Source organism: Neisseria viridiae, assembly GCF_962747995.1.
Taxonomy (GTDB): domain Bacteria; phylum Pseudomonadota; class Gammaproteobacteria; order Burkholderiales; family Neisseriaceae; genus Neisseria; species Neisseria viridiae.
Window position 1 is genome coordinate 74,420 of sequence record NZ_CAUJAJ010000003.1, and the last position, 21,029, is coordinate 95,448.

The window sequence follows — 21,029 nt, forward strand, 5'->3', positions numbered from 1 at the left end:
TTATGGCATTTGGTTCGATGAATTCCGGCGACGATTCTCCGATGTCCGACATCAACGTTACGCCGTTGGTGGACGTGATGCTGGTGTTGCTGATTGTGTTTATGATTACTATGCCGGTGCTGACGCATTCCATCCCTTTGGAACTGCCGACCGCGTCCGAGCAGGCAAACAAGCAGGACAAACAGCCTAAAGACCCCCTGCGCCTGACGATTGATGCGAACGGCGGCTATTATGTCGGCGGGGATTCTGCAAGCAAAGTGGAAATCGGGGAAGTGGAAAGCCGTCTGAAAGCCGCCAAGGAGCAGAATGAAAACGTGATTGTGGCCATTGCGGCAGATAAGGCGGTGGAATACGATTATGTGAACAAAGCGTTGGAGGCCGCCCGTCAGGCAGGGATTACCAAAATCGGTTTTGTAACCGAAACCAAGGCGCAATAAAGTTTGACGTTTGAACGAATGCCGTCTGAAAACTGTTCAGACGGCATTTTTGTGTCGTCCGGTTTTATGGTTTGGCGGCTGCTTCTTCCAAACGGGTTCTGAAGTTTTCCAAATTTACGCCTGCCGCTTGGGCGCGGCGGATGATTTCATCAACCGGCATACCTTCTGCCGCTCGGCGGAAGCCCCACAGGAGGGAGCAGCGCGTACCGGTTCGGCAATAGGCAAGGACGGGATATTCGGCTTGTCCGATGAGTTGGAGGAAGGTTTCGACATCGTGTTTTTGGATGTCGCGGGCGGTAACGGGTTGGTGATGGAATCCGGTAATGCCTGCTTGTTCCAACCACTGTTTGATTTGGGCGAAGTCGGGCTGCGATTCTTCTTCGCGGTCAGGGCGGTTGCAGATGACGGTTTTGATGCCCAGTTGCGCGATTTGTTCCGCATCGGCTTTGGTCAGTTGTGGGGAGATATAGAGATGTTCGTCAAGTTTCAGAATGGCCATTTTGTTTCCTTTCCTTTGCTTTGCCTTGCGGTTGTTTTTCAGACGGCATTTTGTGTGCAATGCCGTCTGAAAGTTTAACCGAACAACCAGTTTTCCAACAGGTTCCGGTCTGTGATATGCAGGATGGCAGTATCCGCCGCCGCTGCCTGAACCGTCAAGACGGTTTGACGCAATATGCCTGCACGGAAGAAGTGGATATTGATTTTTGCATTGACGTGGTATCGGGCCCATTGTGCGGCAAAGTCGGTGCAGGCATAACCGTCTAAAGCAATGATTTTGTCTTGCGGGCACAGTGCCGCAGATTCTGCGCTGCCGCCGTTGAAGACATGGGTCAGGACGATGTGGTCGGCGTTTTGTTTGAAACGTGCGCCGAAATCGCCCGTCGGCGGGACGGGGCAGATGTGTTCCGCATATCCGCCGCCGTGTTGTCGGGGAAGAGGCAGGAAGGTCAGTCCCACGCCTGCGGTTGCCAGGCATTCGGCAAGTGGCAAATCTTCGGTGCTGTATAACGCTTTTTGGAAAAAATCTTCCAAATCCAAGCCGGTTATTTCCTGACAGCGGATTTGCCAGTGTTTTTCCGGAATGCCTGCGTGCGTATCCCTCCACTCCCGATAGAGTTTGTCCATTACCGTATCGAGAGAATGTCTGCCGTTGCTTCGGTTGCGTATTATCAGATCAAGGCACAATGCGGCAAGCGCGCCTTTCTGGTAGTAGCTGACGATGGCGTTGGGGCTGTTTTCATCCGGTTTGTAAAATTTGTTCCACGCGGTAAAACTCGATTCTGCCAAGGTCTGCCTCAAACGGCCGCGGGTTTGTTGTACGCGCGTAATGCCTTGTGCCAGCAGGTTTAAATAAGATTTGGGCGAGATGGTGCGGCTGCGTGCCAAAAACAAATCGTCGTAATAGGATGTAATGCCTTCGAATGCCCATAGTTGTTCGGTATAGTTTTCTTTGTCGAGGTCATAAGGGACGAACGCGGCAGGTTTGATGGATTTGACGTTCCACGCGTGAAAATATTCGTGGGAGAAAAGTCCGAGCAATGTGGTGTAGGCATCGTCGGCATCGGTCATATCGAACAGCGGAAGGCTGTGGCGGTCGGCGAGCAGGGCGGTGCTGTCGGCGTGTTCCAAACCGCCGTAAATATGGTCGCCGACGTGGAGCAGGAACAAATATTCTTGAAACGGGGCAGGGGAGGAAAATATTGCCAGTTCTGTTTCGCAGATTTTTTTGATGTCCGAAACCAGCCTGTCGCGGTCGAAATCGGGATAGATGCCGCTTAAGGCAATCGTGTGCGGAATGCCTGCCGCCTCAAAATCTAAAAATTCAATCAAGCCCATCTCGACAGGTCGGTCAATCAATTCGGCATAAGATGCCGTCTGAAAGACAAGCCTCCCTGTTTCCGGCAGCGTTGTGGCAATACGCCATTCGGGTGGAATGCCCGTCAATTTCAAGCGGTGCGGCAGCGTTTCCGTTCCTTCGACTTTCAAAAACAGGCACGATCCGTCAAAAAAACCGCGTTCTGTTGTCAGGAAAGAACCTCGAACCGACAAATCGAATGCATATACGGTGTAGCGGATTTGCCACTCGCCGCGTACGGCGTCAGCGTGCCAGCGGTTTTTTGCAATTTGTTCGAGCGGCATGGACGTGCCGTTGCAGGATGCATGGATAGAAGTGATGTGGCGGGAAAAATCCCGAATCAGATAACTGCCCGGCACCCAGTTTGGCAGGCTTATTTCCACAGGAATATCATTATCTTGCACAAATGTCAGCAGGATGTGCCACTCGTGGTCTAGAGGGGAGAGGGCAATTTTATAATTAATCATGGCTATTAAATATATCGTTAAATATTATTGATAAAATGTCTTTAAAATGCAGCTTAATCTACATCAATAAAGTGTTACAAAAAAGGGGGCTTGAAAAACAAAGCAATGTCAAACTGGTTGTAATTTATTGTAATAATATGATTTATATATAATAAGAATGAATTTAAGAAAAATTTTCCTTTATGTTGCAAATGTAATTCTGCTTGGCGTAAGAAAGCAGATATGTTAAATTTAGAAAAAATTACGCTTGCCCAAGTTGTACCTTAAGAGGTCGCAAAGGTGGGCAGGATAAAAAATTTTTATTCCCATAATTCATGGAGACTCTCATGGACACACAAACTTACAACTACAAAGTGGTGCGCCAGTTCGCCATCATGACTGTAGTTTGGGGTATCGTGGGCATGTTGGTCGGCGTTATCGTCGCAGCCCAACTGTTTGCTCCCGCCCTCGATTTGTCTAATATCGGACCTTGGTTCCACTTCGGCCGCCTGCGTCCGCTGCACACTAATGCGGTTATTTTCGCATTTGGCGGCTGCGGCCTGATCGGCACATCATACTACGTTGTCCAACGTACTTGTAATACCCGTCTTTTCGGCGGCTGGCTGCCGGCATTTACCTTTTGGGGCTGGCAGGCGGTAATCGTTGCCGCCGCCGTCAGCTTCCCTATGGGTTGGACTCAAGGTAAGGAATATGCCGAACTGGAATGGCCGATCGACATTCTGATTACTTTGGTTTGGGTGGCTTACGCCATCGTATTCTTCGGTACGATTGCCAAACGCAAGGTAAAACACATTTACGTTGCCAACTGGTTCTACGGCGGCTTTATTTTGGCGGTCGCACTTTTGCACATCGTCAACAATATCAGCATCCCGGCAGGGTTGATGAAGTCGTATCCTGTCTATTCCGGTGCGATTGATGCTATGGTTCAATGGTGGTACGGGCATAATGCCGTGGGCTTCTTCCTGACTGCCGGCTTCTTGGGTATGATGTACTATTTCGTCCCCAAACAAGCAGGTCGCCCTGTTTATTCCTACCGCCTGTCCGTCGTTCACTTTTGGGCGTTGATTTTTACCTATATGTGGGCGGGTCCGCACCATCTTCACTACACTGCGCTGCCTGACTGGACTCAATCTTTGGGTATGGTTCTGTCCTTGATTCTGTTCGCACCCTCTTGGGGCGGTATGATTAACGGCATTATGACCTTGTCCGGCGCGTGGGACAAACTGCGTACTGACCCGATTCTGAAATTCCTGATTGTTTCCCTGTCCTTCTACGGTATGTCTACCTTTGAAGGTCCGATGATGTCGATTAAAACGGTCAACGCATTGAGCCACTATACGGACTGGACCGTTGCGCACGTTCACGCCGGTGCTTTGGGTTGGGTAGGCTTTGTAACCATCGGTTCCGTCTATTACATGATTCCCCGTCTGTTCGGCAAAGAACAGATGCACAGCACCAAACTGGTAGAGGCGCATTTTTGGATTGCGACCATCGGCGTGGTTCTGTATATCGCCGCGATGTGGATTGCCGGTGTGATGCAGGGTTTGATGTGGGGCTCTTTGAACGATGACGGTACGCTGACCTACTCGTTTGTCGAATCCGTAAAACGCACCATGCCTTACTACATGATTCGTTTTGCAGGTGGTTTATTGTATCTGAGTGGTATGTGCATTATGGCGTACAACGTGTACCGCACAGCCATCGGTGGTAAAGCAGTCGATGCCGAAATCCCTGCGGTTTCCCAAACACAGCACCACTAAAATACTAAGAAAGATAGGCTACCAAAATGAAATTACAACAATTGGCTGAAGAAAAAATCGGTGTTCTGATTGTGTTCACGCTGCTTGTAGTCAGTGTCGGTCTGTTGATTGAAGTTGTGCCCTTGGCCTTTACCAAGGCGGCAACACAGCCGGCTCCGGGCGTGAAGCCTTACAATGCCTTGCAGGTTGCCGGACGCGATATTTACATCCGTGAGGGCTGTTACAACTGCCACTCGCAAATGATTCGTCCGTTCCGTGCGGAAACCGAGCGTTACGGTCATTACTCTGTTGCCGGAGAGTCGGTTTACGACCATCCTTTCCAATGGGGTTCCAAACGTACCGGTCCTGATTTGGCACGTGTGGGCGGCCGCTATTCCGACGAATGGCACCGCATCCACCTGCTGAATCCCCGTGATGTCGTGCCTGAGTCCAATATGCCGGCATTCCCGTGGCTTGCACGCAATAAAGTCGATGTCGATGCAACCGTTGCCAACATGAAGGCTTTGCGTAAAGTAGGTACTCCTTACAGTGATGAGGAAATTGCGAAAGCGCCTGAGGCTTTGGCAAACAAATCCGAGCTGGATGCTGTAGTCGCCTATCTGCAAGGATTGGGTCTGGCTTTGAAAAACGTAAGGTAACATCATGGATATTAACGGTATTCGCGCTCTTTTCACGGTATGGATCTTTATCTGTTTCCTGTTGGTACTCTATATCGTCTTCAACAGGCGGAATAAGAAAAATTACGATGATGCCGCAAACAGCATTTTTGATGAAAACCAAGATGCGCAAGATAAGAAAAGCGAAAACCGTTAATATTGTGATAACGGAGCAAAACAATGAACACAACATCCCAATTTACCAGTAACTTCTGGAATATATATATTGCAGTCATTGTCTTACTGAGCTTTATCGCTTTGGCTTGGCTGCTGCTGTCTCAAAATGTTGTCAAACGCCCGAAAAAAGGCGAAGAAGTACAAACCACAGGTCACGAGTGGGACGGTATTGCCGAATACGACAACCCGCTGCCGCGCTGGTGGTTTTGGCTGTATGTTTTGACATGGCTGTTCGGTATCGGTTATCTGGTTATGTACCCGGGTGTCGGCGACTACAAAGGCCTGCTGAAATGGACCAGCCATAACCAATATGAAAAAGAGGTCAAAAAAGCCGATGAGCAATACGGCAAACTGTATGCCAAGTTTGCGGATATGCCGATTGAAAAAGTGGCAAAAGACCCACAGGCCAAGCAAATCGCCCAAAACCTGTTTAACACTTATTGTATCCAGTGTCACGGTTCTGATGCCAAAGGCTCTAAAGGTTTCCCCAACCTGACTGACAGCGATTGGCTGTGGGGCGGCGATCCCGATAAAATCCACGAGACCATCGAAAAAGGCCGTGTTGCGACTATGCCTGCTTGGGGTCCTGCTTTGGGCGAAGAAGGCGTGAAAGACGTTGCTCATTATGTGATGTCCCTTTCAAAACCCAAAGGTCAGTATGATGAGGAACGTGCCGCACGCGGACAAGCCTTGTTCAGCGGTCCGCCTGCCAACTGTTTCACCTGCCACGGCGATAAGGGACAAGGTATTCAAGGTTTGGGTCCGAACCTGACTGATGACGTATGGTTGTGGGGCGGTACGCAAAAATCCATTATCGAAACCATTACCAACGGACGCAGCAGCCAAATGCCCGCGTGGGGACGTTTCTTGGATAAAGACAAACTGCATATCATGACTGCTTATGTATGGGGTCTTTCCAATAAAGACGGCAAAGCACCTGTGAAAAAAGCCGAGCCTGCACCGACTCCCGCACCGGCGGCAGAACCCGCAGCATCTGCTCCTGCAGAAGCAGCACAAGCCGCTTCTGAAGCCAAACCTGCCGCAGCAGAATCTAAAGCCGAGGAAAAAGCCGCACCTGCTGCCAAAGTGGACGGCAAACAGGTTTATGAAACCGTTTGTGCCGCCTGCCACGGCAATGCAATTCCGGGTATTCCCCATGTCGGCACCAAAGCCGACTGGGCCGACCGCATCAAAAAAGGCAAGGACACGTTGCACAAACACGCAATCGAAGGTTTCAATACGATGCCCGCAAAAGGCGGTCGCGGCGATTTGAGCGATGATGAGGTTAAAGCTGCGGTTGACTATATGGTCAACCAGTCAGGCGGTAAGTTCTAACCGTTGTTTTCCGACTTTGTCGGATGCAGAAATCCGGATTCATATCGAATCCGGATTTTTTATTTTGAATGGAAATCCTGTTTTTGATTTATGCCGTCTGAAAGTGGGGATTTTGATGCTTAAACAGTCAGACCGACTGATATTTTTGTATGGTTTAAAGAATGGTGCGGTTGGGTGTCGGACAGCATTGTTTGATGCTTTCAGACGGCATATAGGTTTGTTTCTTCAAAATTGAATCTTTTTTCATATGTTGCAAAAAATATTGATTTTAGTCATAAAGAATTAGTCTTTATTGTCTATAATCGCGCATCATCACGATAACTCTAATTTCAAAAGGACGATTAATGGATACACAAATCAAAACTGAAGCCAGTCAGCAGAATAACCGGCGTTATCTGACCGTTTGGCGGTGGCATTTTTATGCCGGTCTGCTGGTTATGCCTTTTCTTACCCTGCTTGCCGTTACGGGTTTGGGGATGCTGCTGTTTGCCAATATTACCGGCAAGGAGGGCGAGCGTATTCATATTACCCCTCAGGCAGTGGTGCAGCCCCTCTCTGTTCAGGCAGAAGCGGCACGCAGTGCCGTTAATCCGGAGACTTCGTCCGTCGTCCAATATATTGCACCGCGTGCCGATGATATGGTTGCTGTGTTCCGTGTCAACAATGAAGGTAAGGCAACCATGGTTGCGGTCGATCCTTATACGGCAAAAGTGGTCAACACCATGCCGCGCAATCAGGGTTGGTATCACACGATGGATGAAATCCACAGTGATATGATGCTCGGTGCGGCAGGCGATTATCTTCTGGAAACGGCTGCATCGCTGACGATTATCATGATAATCAGCGGTTTGTACCTTTGGTGGGTGAAACGGCGCGGCATCAAGGCGATGCTGCTGCCGCCAAAAGGCAGGGCGCGTTCTTGGTGGCGGAATCTGCACGGCGCGTTTGGAACTTGGGTGTCGCTGATTTTACTGTTGTTCTGTCTGTCCGGAATTGCTTGGGCAGGTATTTGGGGCGGCAAGTTCGTGCAGGCTTGGAGTCAGTTCCCGGCCGGCAAATGGGGTGTCGAACCGAACCCTGTTTCAGTCGTGCCGACCCACGGCGAGGTATTGAATGACGGCAAGGTTAAGGAAGTGCCGTGGATTTTGGAGCTTACGCCTATGCCTGTCTCAGGGACAACTGTGGGTGAAAACGGCATTAACCCCGACGAGCCGATGACATTGGAAACCGTTGACCGTTTCGCGCGGGAAATCGGTTTCAAAGGGCGTTATCAGCTGAATTTGCCCAAAGGCGAGGACGGCGTATGGACTTTGTCGCAAGACTCTATGAGTTACGATATGATTAGTCCGTTTGCCGATCGCACGGTGCATATCGACCAGTACAGCGGAAAAATTCTTGCTGACATCCGCTTTGACGATTACAACCCGTTCGGCAAATTTATGGCGGCAAGCATTGCGCTGCATATGGGTACTCTGGGCTGGTGGAGCGTGTTGGCGAACGTCGTGTTCTGCCTTGCCGTCATTTTTATCGGCATCAGCGGCTGCGTGATGTGGTGGAAACGCCGTCCGACCGGAGCGGTGGGCATGGTTCCGCCGGCGCAGAAAATCAAACTGCCTGTCTGGTGGGCGATGGCATTGCCGCTATTGGCAATCGCATTGCTCTTCCCGACCGCACTGCTTGCCATTGCCGTGATTTGGCTGTTGGATACCTTGCTGCTGTCGCGGATTCCTGTTTTGAGGAGATGGTTTAAATGACCCGATGCCGTCTGAAGCGTTCAGACGGCATTTTGTTTGAAGGCGGACGGGGGAAAGGCTATATAATCTCGAATACTTTTCCGCAACTTTTGTCGAAATCATGTTTTATCTGTATCAATCCAACCGTCTTGAAACGCTGGCGGCACTGTTTGCCCGCATTCAAAAAGTCAAACCGCTGAAATCGGCTTTACAGCCCGAACAGATTATTGTGCAGAGTCAGGGGATGCGCCGCTACCTCAACACCTGCCTCGCCCGAGATTTGGGCGTGGCGGCGAATTTGGCGTTCAGTCTGCCCGCCGGCTTGACGTGGAAGTTGATGAAAAAACTGATTCCCGGTATTCCAGAACTCAGCCCGTTTGCCCCCGAAGTCATGCGCTGGCGGCTGCTGGATTTGTTCCGCAGCGAGGCATTCCGGAATACGGCAGAATTTGAAGATGTGAGGAATGTGCTGCAAGACTATCTGGGCAGCGGCGAATCGGCAGATTATCAGCTTGCGGGACAGCTTGCAGACATATTCGACCAATACCTCGTGTATCGTCCCCAGTGGATAGATGCTTGGCAGCAGGGCAGGCTGCTCGGTTTGGGCGACGACGAAATCTGGCAATCCAAACTGTGGCGTTACCTCGACGACGGCAGGCAGAGCGCGCCGCACCGTGTCGCCTTGTGGGAAAAACTGCTTGCCGCGTTGGACAAGGATAAGCTGCCTGAGCGTTATTTCGTGTTCGGCATTTCCACGATGGCGCCGATGTATTTGCAGCTTTTGCACAAGCTGTCCGAACATTGCGATGTGTTCGTGTTTGCACTCAATCCGAGCGGGATGCATTGGGGCAACGTCATCGAAGCGGCGCAAATCCTCAAAGGCGGCGGCGATTCCGATCTGACGCAGGCAGGGCATCCCCTGCTTGCCTCATTGGGCAAGCAGGGGCGCGACTTTTTCGATTTTTTGAACGAAATGGAAATAGAAGGCGAAACGCCGGTATTTGAAGAAGGCGGACGCGATACGCTTTTGCACGCCCTGCAAACCGATATTCAAAACCTGAAAATGCCGTCTGAAAATGTGGGAAGCGTCAACACGGACGACGGCTCGATACGCATCGTATCGGCACACAGCCCTTTGCGCGAATTGCAGATACTCAAAGACAAGCTGTTGAAAATTCTGCATGAACATCCAGATTGGCAGCCGCACGACATCGCCGTATTAACCCCGAACATCGAACCCTATACGCCTTTTATCGAAGCCGTGTTCGGACAGGCGCAGCCCGGCGCGCAGGCATTGCCGTATTCCGTTTCGGACGTGAAAATCAGCCGCCGCCAACCGTTTTTTTACGCGTTGGAATGCCTGTTCGACTTGTTGGAAAGCCGATTTGAAGTCGATAAAGTGCTCGCGCTTTTGGAAACCGCGCCCGTGTTGCGCCGTTTCGGACTGACCGGGGACGATTTGCCGCTTTTGCACGATATGGTTGCCGATTTGAATGTCCATTGGGGTTTGGACGGAGAAATGCGCGGCGGCACGGATCAGCTGTTCACATGGAAGCAGGCGGTAGAACGCATGATATTGGGCTGGATGCTGCCCGAAGGCGGCAACCCGATGTGGCAGGGGGTCAGCGCGTGGTATGCCGACGTGAACCAAACCGCCCTGTTCGGACGTTTTGCCGCCTTCCTCGAAACCTTGTCGGATATTGTACGGATATGGCGGCAGCCCGCGACGGTCGGCGAATGGGTGGCGCATTGCCGGGATTTGCTTGAAATATTGTTCCAAGCCGAAGCCGATGACCAAAAGGCAGTCCAAAACCTCGAAAACGAATGGGTCAAATGGCAGGAAGAGAGTACTCTGGCTGGGTTCGTCGGACAGTTGTCGCAACAAACCGTCATCCGCCACATCCGCCGCTTCCTCGACAGCGAAAGTGAGGCAGGCTTTTTACGCGGCGGCATCACTTTTTGCAGTATGGTGCCGATGCGCAGCCTGCCCTTTAAAGTCATCTGCCTGTTGGGTTTGAACGACGGAGATTTTCCCCGTAATACCAAAGCCGCCGTATTCGACCTGATTGCCAAACATCCCGCCAAAGGCGACCGCGCCCGCCGCGATGACGACCGCTACCTCTTCCTCGAAGCCCTCATCAGCGCACGTGAAATCCTGTATTTGTCCTACATCGGGCGCGACATCCGCAAAGACGAAGAGCTTGCCCCGTCTTCGCTGTTGGGCGAACTCATCGATACCGTTGCCGCTATGGCGGGCATCGGTAGCCGCCAACTTGCACAAAACTGGATAGAACAGCATCCGCTGCAAGCCTTCTCGCGCCGATATTTCCAAGAAGGCGGACGTTCAGACGGCATATTCGGCACGCGTACCGACTACGCCGCCGCGCTCGGACAAACGCCCGAACCGCCACAACCCTTTTTCGACCAATCCGTAGAAAACGCCGAACCTGTTGCCGAAATCGGACAGGACGAATTTATCCGCTTCTGGCGCAACCCCGTCAAAGTATGGCTTCAGCAGCAGCTTGCGTGGAGCGAACCCCATATCGGCGAAGCCTGGGAGCCTGCCGAACCCTTCGAACCGCAACATGCTGAGCAAATTGCCGAAACCTATATCGAGGCGCGCCGCGAAGGACAAGATTTTTCCCAAACCGCCGCCCGTATCGGGGCAGAAAGCCTGCTGCCGTCGGGAGAGTTGGGCAGACTTTGGCAGCAGGACTTCCAAACCGCTGCCAAACAAATCGACACGGCGGTTTTAAACAGCCCCAAACTGCCTCCGTTCCCATACGCCATACCGTCGGACGGGCAAATCCTGAAAGGCAGTTTGGGCAATCTGTACCGCTGCGGTCAGGTGTTTTACGCCTACGGCAAACCCAACGCGCCGCAACGTATCGCTTTTCTGCTGGAACACCTGATATTTTGCGCCGTTATGCCGTCTGAAGCCGAAACGCGGCAAACCTTTATCGTCCAATCCGGAGAAACCGAAATATTGGCGGAAATCGCGCAAGGCAGGGCATTGCAGCTATTGTCGGAATGGATGGCGTTTTTCAATATCGGGCAAAACCGCCCGCTGCCGTTTTTTGCCAAAACCTCGCTTGCCGCCGCCGAAGCGTTTGCCCAAAAACAAGATTGGGAAGCCGCCCTGAAAAAAGCTCAAACCGCTTATTACGGCAGCAAAGTCAGCAAAGGGCAGAAAGACTATACCGAAGTCGCTCTCGTGTTCGGCAACGCAAGCCAAAACCCGCTCGAACAGCCCCTGTTTGGAAACCTCGTCCGCCTGCTTGCCGACACGCTTGCCGCAGCGGAAAAAAAGGAAGAGGCCGGAGCAGCATAGAAAAAGCATAACAGGATAGAAAGACAAATGCCGTCTGAAAACAGAACAAGGTTTTCAGACGGCATTTTTACCAAGGCTTGATTATTTCCGGCGCAGGCAGGGATGGTTTTCCAAGTTGTCCATCATTATCCCGATGATGCGCGGGGCGGTTTTGCCCAAATCGAAATTTTCACCGGAAGAGAGCCAACGCCAAATCAGCCCGTCCAAGGTTGATTTGATGAAGATGACCGCCGTTTCCTTGTCCAAATCGTCTGCCAAATCTTGATTTTCCACCGCTTCGGTCAAAACGGCGGTAATTTTTTCGCGCCAGATTGCCTGATGCTTGCGGGCAATGGCGATAACGGCGGCGTTTTGCTCCGTGTGTTCGCATTTTAAAAACAGGATGTTGTGGAATTTGTAGTGGATGTCGTTGCTTTGCAGCCGCTCGAAAAAGTGCAGCAGCGTGTGGCGGAATACCGTCCAAGATTCTCCTTCGGCATTTGCGGCATCTTGCGCGATGCAGTTTTCGATGTCGTCGCAGATACGTTGGAACAGCGCGTCAAACAAGTCTTCCTTATTTTTGAAATGCCAATAGAGCGCTCCGCGCGTTACGCCGGCGGCTTGGGCGATTTCGTTGAGCGAGGTGCGCGCAATCCCTTTGCGGTAAAAGGTTTCCAAGGCGGCAAGCATCAGGTGCTCTTTGGTTTTCAAGGCTTCGGTTTTGGTTTTTCTCATAATGGCGTTTTCGTTCCGGCGCGGTTTGACGGTTGGGATTATAAAAAAGACTTTGTATCCGTGCAATCGTGTATGTATAATAACGCCCCTGAAATTGAGACAGTTTCCCAGTGCCGAAGTGCCGAACCCACCTGCTTTGCAACCCGTTTGAATACAGGGATGCCGAAGCAGGCGGTTTTGTATTTTGAAACGGGAATTTCTGTTAAATCTAAAATCCTTTAATAAAATCATACAGATAGGATAAATAATGGCTTTTTATGCTTCTAAGGCAATGCGTGCGGCCGCGTTGGCTGCCTCTGTCGCGTTGGCACTGTCGTCTTGCGGTAAAGGCGGAGACGCGGCACAGGGCGGGCAGCCTGCTGGTCGGGAAGCCCCTGCCCCCGTCGTCGGTGTCGTGACCGTCCATCCGCAAACCGTTGCATTGACCGTCGAGTTGCCGGGACGTTTGGAATCGCTGCGTACCGCCGATGTCCGCGCGCAAGTCGGCGGCATCATTCAAAAACGCCTGTTCCAAGAAGGCAGTTATGTCCGTGCCGGACAGCCGCTGTATCAGATTGACAGTTCCACTTATGAAGCAAGTCTGGAAAGCGCGCGCGCGCAACTGGCAACGGCACAGGCAACGCTTGCCAAAGCGGATGCGGATTTGGCGCGTTACAAACCGCTGGTTTCCGCCGATGCCATCAGTAAACAAGAGTACGATGCTGCGGTAACGGCGAAACGTTCTGCCGAGGCAGGCGTTAAAGCGGCGCAGGCGGCAATCAAATCCGCCGGCATCAATCTGAACCGTTCGCGCATTACCGCGCCGATTTCCGGCTTTATCGGTCAGTCCAAAGTTTCCGAAGGTACGCTGTTGAATGCGGGCGATGCGACCGTACTGGTGACTATCCGCCAAACCAATCCGATGTATGTGAACGTTACTCAGTCTGCATCCGAAGTGATGAAACTGCGCCGTCAGATAGCCGAAGGCAAGCTGCTGGCGGCGGATGGTGCGATTGCGGTCGGCATCAAATTTGACGACGGCACGGTTTATCCTGAAAAAGGCCGTCTGCTGTTTGCCGATCCGACCGTTGACGAATCGACCGGTCAGATCACCCTGCGTGCCGCCGTGCCGAACGATCAGAATATCCTGATGCCCGGCCTGTATGTGCGCGTGCTGATGGATCAAGTGGCGGTGGATAATGCATTCATCGTTCCACAGCAGGCGGTAACGCGCGGTGCGAAAGATACCGTGATGATTGTGAACGTCCAAGGCGGTATGGAACCCCGCGAGGTAACGGTTGCACAACAGCAGGGTGCGAATTGGATTGTTACGTCAGGTCTGAAGGACGGGGACAAGGTGGTTGTGGAAGGCATCAGTATCGCCGGTATGACGGGGGCGAAAAAGGTAACGCCTAAAGAATGGATGCCGTCTGAAAACCAAGCCTCTGCCCCTCAAGCCGGCGTTCAGACGGCATCTGAAGCCAAACCTGCTTCTGAAGCGAAATAAGGAAGGCATCGATGGCTAAATTCTTTATCGACCGCCCCATTTTCGCGTGGGTTATTTCGATTTTCATTATTGCGGCGGGTATTTTCGGCATTAAAAGCTTGCCTGTTTCGCAATATCCGTCTGTTGCCGCACCGAATATTACCCTGAGGGCCACTTATCCGGGCGCGTCCGCACAAGTGATGGAAGACAGTGTACTTTCCGTTATCGAGCGGAATATGAACGGCGTGGAAGGTTTGGATTATATGTCCACTTCCGCCGATTCGAGCGGCAGCGGCAGCGTGAGTTTGACGTTTACGCCTGAAACCAATGAAGATTTGGCGCAGGTGGAGGTGCAGAACAAGCTTTCCGAAGTATTGAGCATGTTGCCGGCAACCGTTCAACAGTACGGCGTTACCGTATCCAAAGCGCGTTCCAATTTCTTGATGATTGTGATGCTGTCGTCAGACGTACAGTCAACCGAGGAGATGAACGACTACGCGCAGCGCAACGTCGTTCCCGAGTTGCAGCGTATCGAAGGCGTGGGGCAGGTACGCCTGTTCGGCGCGCAACGCGCGATGCGGATTTGGGTCGATCCTAAGAAACTGCAAAACTACAATTTGTCGTTTGCCGATGTCGGCAGCGCGCTGTCGGCGCAGAATATCCAGATTTCCGCAGGTTCTATCGGTTCGCTTCCCGCTGTGCGCGGACAGACGGTTACGGCTACCGTAACGGCGCAAGGGCAGTTGAGTACGGCGGAAGAATTCGGCAACGTTATCCTCCGCGCCAATACCGACGGTTCTAATGTTTATCTGAAGGATGTGGCGAAGGTCGGACTGGGTATGGAAGACTATTCTTCCTCAACCCGCCTGAACGGTGTAAATACCACCGGTATGGCGGTGATGCTGTCCAACAGCGGCAATGCGATGGCGACGGCAAAGGCGGTGAAAGAACGCATGGCGACGTTGGAAAAATACTTTCCGCAGGGTATGAGCTGGAAAACCCCTTACGATACTTCCAAATTCGTCGAAATTTCGATTGAAAAAGTGATTCACACTTTAATCGAAGCGATGGTGCTGGTGTTTGTCGTGATGTACCTCTTCCTGCAAAACATCCGTTATACGCTGATTCCGACCATCGTCGTACCGATTTCCCTGTTGGGCGGTTTCGCCTTCATCTCTTATATGGGGATGTCGATTAACGTACTGACCATGTTTGCGATGGTTTTGGTCATCGGTATCGTGGTCGATGACGCGATTGTGGTGGTTGAAAACGTCGAGCGCATTATGGCGGGTGAAGGCCTGCCGCCTAAGGCTGCAACCAAAAAAGCAATGGGTCAGATTTCCGGTGCGGTAATCGGTATTACTGCTGTTTTGATGTCTGTATTCGTTCCTCTGGCTATGTTCAGCGGGGCGACGGGCAATATCTATAAGCAGTTTGCACTGACTATGGCGGCATCGATAGCCTTCTCCGCCTTCCTCGCGCTGACGCTCACACCTGCTTTGTGTGCCACAATGTTGAAGGCCATCCCGAAAGGGCATCACGAAGAGAAAAAAGGTTTCTTCGGTTGGTTCAACAAAAAATTCGACAACTGGACACACGGCTACGAAGGCTGGGTTGCCAAAGTGCTGCGTAAGACTTTGCGCATGATGGTGGTTTACATGGGCTTGGCGGTTGTCGGCGTATTCCTGTTTATGCGCCTGCCGACTTCCTTCCTGCCCACCGAAGATCAAGGCTTTGTCATGGTCAGCGTGCAACTGCCTGCGGGTGCGACCAAAGAACGCACCGATGCGACTTTGGCACAAGTTACCCAGTTGGCGAAAAGCATTCCCGAAATCGAAAACATCATCACCGTTTCCGGCTTCAGCTTTTCGGGCAGCGGTCAGAATATGGCGATGGGTTTTGCGATGCTTAAGGATTGGAACGAACGTACCGCCCCGGGCAGTGATGCCGTTTCGATTGCCGGCAAGTTGACGGGTATGATGATGGGGACGCTGAAAGACGGTTTCGGCATCGCCATCGTCCCGCCTCCGATTATGGAGTTGGGTAACGGTTCCGGTTTGAGCATCAACCTGCAAGACCGCAACAACACCGGCCATACCGCATTGCTGGCGAAGCGCAACGAGTTGATTCAAAAAATGCGGGCCAGCGGTTTGTTTGACCCCAGCACCGTCCGTGCCGGCGGTTTGGAAGATGCGCCGCAGTTGAAAATCGACATCAACCGTGCCGCCGCAGCCGCACAAGGCATTTCGTTTGCCGACATCCGCACCGCATTGGCAAGCGCGCTGAGTTCGTCTTATGTCAGCGACTTCCCGAACCAAGGCCGTCTGCAGCGCGTGATGGTGCAGGCAGACGGGGATGCCCGTATGCAGCCTGCCGATATTTTGAACCTGACCGTGCCGAATAAATCCGGCGTTGCCGTACCGCTTTCCACCATTGCCACTGTTTCTTGGGAAAACGGTACGGAACAGAGCGTGCGCTTCAACGGTTATCCCTCGATGGATCTGTCCGCTTCGCCCGCAACAGGTGTTTCCACCGGGCAGGCTATGGCGGCGGTTCAAAAAATGGTTGACGAAATGGGCGGCGGTTACAGCCTGGAGTGGGGCGGACAGTCGCGCGAAGAGGCAAAAGGCGGTTCGCAAACCGTTGCCCTTTACGCGCTTGCCGCCGCCGCCGTTTTCCTCGTGCTTGCCGCACTTTATGAAAGCTGGTCTATTCCGCTGGCCGTTCTGCTTGTGATGCCTTTAGGCTTGGCAGGGGCGGCGGCAGGTGTAACCGGGCGCAACCTGTTTGAAGGATTGTTGGGCAGCGTTCCCTCGTTTGCCAACGACATCTACTTCCAAGTCGGTTTCGTTACCGTGATGGGCTTGAGTGCGAAAAACGCGATTCTGATTATCGAATTTGCCAAAGACCTTCAAGCACAAGGCAAAAGCGCGGTCGAAGCCGCTTTGGAAGCCGCCCGCCTGCGTTTCCGTCCGATTATCATGACCTCGTTCGCCTTTATTTTGGGCGTGGTCCCCCTGTATATTGCCGGTGGTGCAAGTTCTGCCAGCCAGCGCGCCATCGGTACAACCGTATTCTGGGGGATGCTCATCGGCACGCTTTTGTCCGTGTTCCTTGTTCCGCTTTTCTATGTGGTGGTGCGCAAATTCTTCAAAGAAACCGCACACGAACACGAAATGGCAGTAAAACACGCCGCCGAAGCGGGCATTACCGGTTCGGACGATAGCCAACATTAAGCAACCATGCCGTCTGAACGCCTACGGGTTTTCAGACGGCATCAGGACTTTTTTATGGATACTACATTGAAAACTACCTTGACTTCTGTTGCAGCAGCCTTTGCATTGTCTGCCTGCACCATGATTCCCCAATACGAGCAGCCCAAAGTCGAAGTTACGGAAACGTTTAAAAACGATACCGCCGACAGCGGCATCCGCGCCGTCGATTTAGGTTGGCATGACTATTTTGCCGACCCGCGCCTGCAAAAGCTGATCGACATCGCACTCGAGCGCAATACCAGTTTGCGTACCGCCGTATTGAACAGCGAAATCTACCGCAAACAATACATGATTGAACGCAACAACCTCCTGCCCACGCTTGCCGCCAATGCGAACGGCTCGCGTCAAGGCAGCTTGAGCGGCGGCAATGTCAGCAGCAGCTACAATGTCGGACTGGGTGCGGCATCTTACGAACTCGACCTGTTCGGACGCGTCCGCAGCAGCAGCGAAGCAGCACTGCAAGGCTATTTCGCCAGCACCGCCAACCGCGATGCGGCACATTTGAGCCTGATTGCCACCGTTGCCAAAGCCTATTTTAACGAGCGTTATGCCGAAGAAGCGATGTCTTTGGCACAACGTGTTTTGAAAACGCGCGAGGAAACCTACAAGCTTTCAGAATTGCGTTACAAGGCAGGCGTGATTTCCGCCGTCGCCCTGCGTCAGCAGGAAGCCCTGATCGAATCTGCCAAAGCCGATTATGCCAATGCCGCGCGCAGCCGCGAACAGGCGCGCAATGCCTTGGCAACCCTGATTAACCAACCGATACCTAATGACCTGCCCGCCGGTTTGCCGTTGGACAAGCAGTTTTTTGTTGAAAAACTGCCGGCCGGTTTGAGTTCCGAAGTGCTGCTCGACCGTCCCGACATCCGCGCCGCCGAACACGCGCTCAAACAGGCGAACGCCAATATCGGTGCGGCACGCGCCGCCTTTTTCCCATCCATCCGCCTGACCGGAAGCGTCGGTACGGGTTCTGCCGAATTGGGCGGGCTGTTCAAAAGCGGCACGGGCGTTTGGTCGTTCGCGCCTTCCATTACCCTGCCGATTTTTACTTGGGGAACGAACAAAGCCAACCTCGATGTGGCAAAACTGCGCCAACAGGCACAAATCGTTGCCTATGAATCCGCCGTCCAATCCGCATTTCAAGACGTGGCAAACGCATTGACCGCGCGCGAGCAGCTGGATAAAGCCTATGCCGCTTTAAGCAAACAAAGCCGCGCCTCTAAAGAAGCGTTGCGCTTGGTCGGACTGCGTTACAAACACGGCGTATCCGGCGCGCTCGACTTGCTCGATGCGGAACGCAGCAGCTATGCGGCGGAAGGTGCGGCTTTGTCGGCACAACTGACCCGCGCCGAAAACCTTGCCGATTTGTACAAGGCACTCGGCGGCGGATTGAAACGGGATACCCAAACCGACAAATAACCGGTCGGGCAACCAAATGCCGTCTGAAACGATAAGGTTTCAGACGGCATTTCTTTCTTTAAAACGGTTTCCGGTACCTGCCTGCCTTTCAAGACGGCAGGCCGTATTCGTTTAGAAGGTATGTTTGACGGTTGCGGTCAGGCTGCGCGGCGTGCCGTAAACATGGATGTCGGGCATCGTGCGGTAGCGTTTGTTGAACACGTTTTCAAAGTCCAAACCGATGCGGGTGGATTTGCCGATTTTGTAATGCGCGGTCAAATCCAGCGTAGCGTATGGGCGTTGGGTCAATGCAGCGGCGGCAGCCGGGTTGATATCTGCGGGATATTCGTCCAGCGTGTGGCTGCGGCTTTGCCAGTTGACGTTTGCGCCCAGGTTCAAACGGTCGGTTAGGTCATACGCGGTAAAGAGTTTGAACAGATGAACCGGATAAGACGGATGAAGTTGAACCCCTTTGCTGTCTTTGATTTTAGAACGTGCATAAGACGCATTCAGCAGCCATTTATCACTTAGGCGGCCGCCGACAGAGAGTTCCACGCCTTTTGTCGTGGTGTTGTTGACTGCACGGTAGTATTCATCGCCATTCGCGAATTCGCCTTCAACCACGCCCACATGGTCGCGTTTGTTCATAAACACAGACGCGGAAGCATTCAGACGGCCTTCAAACCACGAGGCTTTCAAACCGGTCTCGTAGGTTTTGCCGCGTTGCGGTTCGAGCGGTTTGCCGTCTTTGGTCAGGTTGCGCACTTGTGGGCGGAAGATGGTGGTGTAGGACGCATAGGCAGTCAGGTTGTCGTCTAGATCATAAGTTACACCCAAATAAGGAATGAAAACGTTTTGTTTGTGGCTGCTGTAAGCGAATTTGTTACGGTCAGTGCTGTAACGGTACCGCCAATCTACAAAACGTCCGCCGCCTATCAATGCCAGCTTGTCGGTCAGTTTGAAACGGGTCGAGCCGTAAACCGACAGGTTTTTCATATCGGTAAAACCATCGCGCGAATACGGCATATCGGGTTTGGCAATGTTGCCGTTAAAGAGGCGCAAATCAGGAATTTTCGACTCGCCTTCTTCATAGAAAGACAGGTTTTCTTTGTTGTCCTGATAGCTGATGCCCGCATTAAATTCATGCGAGCGGCCCAATGCCGGATAGTCGCCGTCCAAGGTCAGGGAGAAATCTTGGTCGCGGTATTTGCTGCGGTCGCGGTCTGAAGTGAAAAGCGCGGAGTAGTCGGTATTGATTTTGTATGTACCGGCAATGCCTGAAACGATGTCGCTTTTACCTGTCAGATAGCTGTAATTGCCTGTCAGTTTCCAGCCGTTGTCAAATTCATGGCTGAGGGAAGTGAACACTTCGGCACTGGTGTCTTTGCCGTAAGCCCATTTTGCCGAGGAATTGCTACGCGGCGAAGCCTCAAACGGTATGAATCCGTCTTTCTTATTGCCTGCTGCCGTCAGATAGCTGAAACGCGAGCTACCTTTATTGCGGAAACGGTGTATTTCCGTACCGATATTCCACTGAGTCTGAGGGGCAATGTCGTAGGAGAGAATGCCGTAGAACGTATGATTGTGGCGCGAAGTGTTCGGCAGGTAATCGCCGCCGTGGTCGCTGACCAAAATAGCGCGGCCGCGCAAGGTATTGTCTGCATTTAAAGGCTGATTGGCATCAAGGACGAAGCGGTAGTGCTTCCACGAACCGACACCGGCTTCGACGCTGACGGCAGGTTTGGCAGTCGGTTTTTTGCGTTCCAAAGCAACCGTGCCGCCCGGCTCGCCCATACCGCCGTTGGACAAACCGCTTGCGCCGCGCACGACGACGACTTGGTCATACAATTCGCTGTCCAGATTGTTGGTGCCGCGGCGGATGGCTTTGTAGTCGTAAAGGAATTTGGGCGCACCGTCTACGGAAATGCTGTCAATCGCCTGACTGCGCGAAATAAATTGGCTATGACCGGATACGTTGTTGCCCATTTTGCTGTGGAACACGCCCGGTGTTTGTTTCAATACGTCCTGCAAGGTATCCAAGCCTTGGTCTTCGATTTGTTTTGCCGTTACGACAGACAGGGATTGCGGCGTTTCACGCTGGGTCAGCTTGATGCCTGTGGCTGCGGAAGAAGCGGGGATGGTGTAGTTGGAAGCCGTTTGTTTTCCCAGTTCTTTGACGTGTATTTCCGGAAGGGCGGCAATATCTGCGGCGGAGACGTGCGCGGCGCATAACAGCATGAGTGCGGATGATACGGCAAGCGCAGTGCGTGAATGGCGGGGGGGGGTATGCATGATTTTTCCTTTTAGTGGTTTGGGCGGCGGGATTTTAGCAAAATGTTGTAATTATACTAGTTAGTGTAAATATTATTTAGGATTAGTTTGACTGTTGTCAAAATATATCTATTTATCTAGTTATAAAGATTTAT

General features: G+C 52.3%; 14 protein-coding genes. 10 read left to right on the forward strand and 4 right to left on the reverse strand.

What is annotated here, in order from left to right:
* Positions 1 to 2 precede the first annotated feature (2 nt).
* Complete coding sequence (locus Q9J79_RS03190) at positions 3 to 437, forward strand: ExbD/TolR family protein (RefSeq protein WP_003706998.1); 435 nt, start codon at positions 3 to 5, stop codon at positions 435 to 437.
* Positions 438 to 501: 64 nt separating this feature from the next.
* Here Q9J79_RS03190 and Q9J79_RS03195 read toward each other — a convergent pair whose 3' ends face one another.
* Together Q9J79_RS03195 and Q9J79_RS03200 are read right to left on the reverse strand one after the other, a co-directional pair.
* Complete coding sequence (locus tag Q9J79_RS03195; protein ID WP_301912287.1) at positions 502 to 936, reverse strand: TIGR01244 family sulfur transferase; 435 nt, start codon at positions 934 to 936, stop codon at positions 502 to 504.
* 74 nt (positions 937 to 1,010) lie between these two features.
* A complete protein-coding gene (locus tag Q9J79_RS03200; RefSeq protein WP_301912286.1) occupies positions 1,011 to 2,759 on the reverse strand; it encodes a M61 family metallopeptidase in 1,749 nt (582 codons plus the stop codon).
* A 326-nt stretch (positions 2,760 to 3,085) separates the two neighbouring features.
* Between Q9J79_RS03200 and ccoN the strand changes: the two genes are divergently transcribed.
* From ccoN to recC, 6 genes are all read left to right on the forward strand, one after another.
* The gene (ccoN, locus tag Q9J79_RS03205; protein ID WP_192883297.1) at positions 3,086 to 4,519 is read left to right on the forward strand and encodes a cytochrome-c oxidase, cbb3-type subunit I; all 1,434 of its coding nucleotides are present in this window, start codon (positions 3,086 to 3,088) and stop codon (positions 4,517 to 4,519) included.
* Between the two features lie 26 nt (positions 4,520 to 4,545).
* Positions 4,546 to 5,157 (forward strand): cytochrome-c oxidase, cbb3-type subunit II, encoded by a 612-nt coding sequence (gene ccoO / locus Q9J79_RS03210; protein WP_002212596.1) that lies wholly within the window; start codon positions 4,546 to 4,548, stop codon positions 5,155 to 5,157.
* Positions 5,158 to 5,161: 4 nt separating this feature from the next.
* A complete protein-coding gene (locus Q9J79_RS03215) occupies positions 5,162 to 5,332 on the forward strand; it encodes a CcoQ/FixQ family Cbb3-type cytochrome c oxidase assembly chaperone (protein ID WP_003752303.1) in 171 nt (56 codons plus the stop codon).
* A gap of 23 nt (positions 5,333 to 5,355) precedes the next feature.
* Positions 5,356 to 6,687: a cytochrome-c oxidase, cbb3-type subunit III gene (ccoP, locus tag Q9J79_RS03220; protein ID WP_301912285.1), complete on the forward strand. Its 1,332-nt coding sequence runs from the start codon at positions 5,356 to 5,358 to the stop codon at positions 6,685 to 6,687.
* A gap of 344 nt (positions 6,688 to 7,031) precedes the next feature.
* Positions 7,032 to 8,441 carry a PepSY-associated TM helix domain-containing protein gene (locus Q9J79_RS03225; RefSeq protein ID WP_301912284.1) on the forward strand — a complete coding sequence of 470 codons (1,410 nt, stop codon included), beginning with the start codon at positions 7,032 to 7,034 and terminating at the stop codon, positions 8,439 to 8,441.
* 100 nt (positions 8,442 to 8,541) lie between these two features.
* On the forward strand, positions 8,542 to 11,751 hold the full coding sequence (gene recC / locus Q9J79_RS03230; RefSeq protein ID WP_301912283.1) for an exodeoxyribonuclease V subunit gamma: 3,210 nt from the start codon (positions 8,542 to 8,544) through the stop codon (positions 11,749 to 11,751).
* An 81-nt stretch (positions 11,752 to 11,832) separates the two neighbouring features.
* Here the strand turns inward: recC and mtrR are convergent, their stop codons facing one another.
* Complete coding sequence (gene mtrR / locus Q9J79_RS03235) at positions 11,833 to 12,465, reverse strand: multidrug efflux system transcriptional repressor MtrR (protein ID WP_301912282.1); 633 nt, start codon at positions 12,463 to 12,465, stop codon at positions 11,833 to 11,835.
* Between the two features lie 247 nt (positions 12,466 to 12,712).
* Between mtrR and mtrC the strand changes: the two genes are divergently transcribed.
* Genes mtrC through mtrE form a run of 3 tightly spaced genes read left to right on the forward strand, consistent with a single transcriptional unit; the run spans position 12,713 to position 18,624 of the window.
* The gene (gene mtrC / locus Q9J79_RS03240) at positions 12,713 to 13,951 is read left to right on the forward strand and encodes a multidrug efflux RND transporter periplasmic adaptor subunit MtrC (RefSeq protein WP_301912281.1); all 1,239 of its coding nucleotides are present in this window, start codon (positions 12,713 to 12,715) and stop codon (positions 13,949 to 13,951) included.
* Between the two features lie 11 nt (positions 13,952 to 13,962).
* Positions 13,963 to 17,166: a multidrug efflux RND transporter permease subunit MtrD gene (mtrD, locus tag Q9J79_RS03245; RefSeq protein WP_301912280.1), complete on the forward strand. Its 3,204-nt coding sequence runs from the start codon at positions 13,963 to 13,965 to the stop codon at positions 17,164 to 17,166.
* 54 nt (positions 17,167 to 17,220) lie between these two features.
* Positions 17,221 to 18,624 carry a multidrug efflux transporter outer membrane subunit MtrE gene (gene mtrE, locus Q9J79_RS03250; protein WP_301912344.1) on the forward strand — a complete coding sequence of 468 codons (1,404 nt, stop codon included), beginning with the start codon at positions 17,221 to 17,223 and terminating at the stop codon, positions 18,622 to 18,624.
* A gap of 111 nt (positions 18,625 to 18,735) precedes the next feature.
* Here the strand turns inward: mtrE and Q9J79_RS03255 are convergent, their stop codons facing one another.
* The gene (locus Q9J79_RS03255) at positions 18,736 to 20,895 is read right to left on the reverse strand and encodes a TonB-dependent siderophore receptor (protein WP_304685269.1); all 2,160 of its coding nucleotides are present in this window, start codon (positions 20,893 to 20,895) and stop codon (positions 18,736 to 18,738) included.
* Positions 20,896 to 21,029: the final 134 nt, after the last annotated feature.